This window comes from Paraburkholderia sp. JHI2823 (assembly GCF_038900695.1).
Classification (GTDB): domain Bacteria; phylum Pseudomonadota; class Gammaproteobacteria; order Burkholderiales; family Burkholderiaceae; genus Paraburkholderia; species Paraburkholderia mimosarum.
Window position 1 is genome coordinate 1 of record NZ_JAYMRY010000224.1, and the last position, 478, is coordinate 478.

1 protein-coding gene is annotated in these 478 nt (G+C 62.1%); it reads right to left on the reverse strand.

Annotation, left to right across the window (positions count from 1 at the left end; translation table 11 throughout):
• Positions 1-419 (reverse strand): aminotransferase class I/II-fold pyridoxal phosphate-dependent enzyme (locus tag VSR34_RS38400; protein WP_342965232.1); only part of this gene is annotated, 419 nt, incomplete at its 3' end.
• Between the last annotated feature and the right edge of the window lie 59 nt (positions 420-478).

Sequence of the window (478 nt, forward strand, 5' to 3'; positions counted from 1 at the left end):
TTTTGCCGCCGTTGCGGCTCCTCGGCCATCAGGTCGAGCGCAGCCAGTAGGGCGCTAGCCTGGTCCGGCGGCGGCGGGCAGGTAAAACCATAGGCGGAACTGGTAAGCCGGATCACGTCAGCCATATCGCGATCGACTGCCACGAACCCGCCAATGGCGCCAAATGCCTTGCTCAACGTGCCCATCTGGATGATATGGGGGCTGTAGCAACTGAAATGTTCCGAAGTGCCGCCGCCATGCTCGCCTAGCACGCCGGTAGCATGCGCATCATCGATATAGAGGATGGCGCCATAGCGCTCGGCCAGCATCGCCAAGTCCGGCAAGGGGGTAATCGTCCCTTCCATGCTGAACACGCCGTCGCTGACGATGATTGGCGTGGTGCCGTCCCCCGTCTGCAGGAGCGACTCGAGATGATTCATGTCGCAGTGTCGGTAGGTGCGGCGCGGTGCGCCGGACATTTGGATGCCTTCCCGAATGC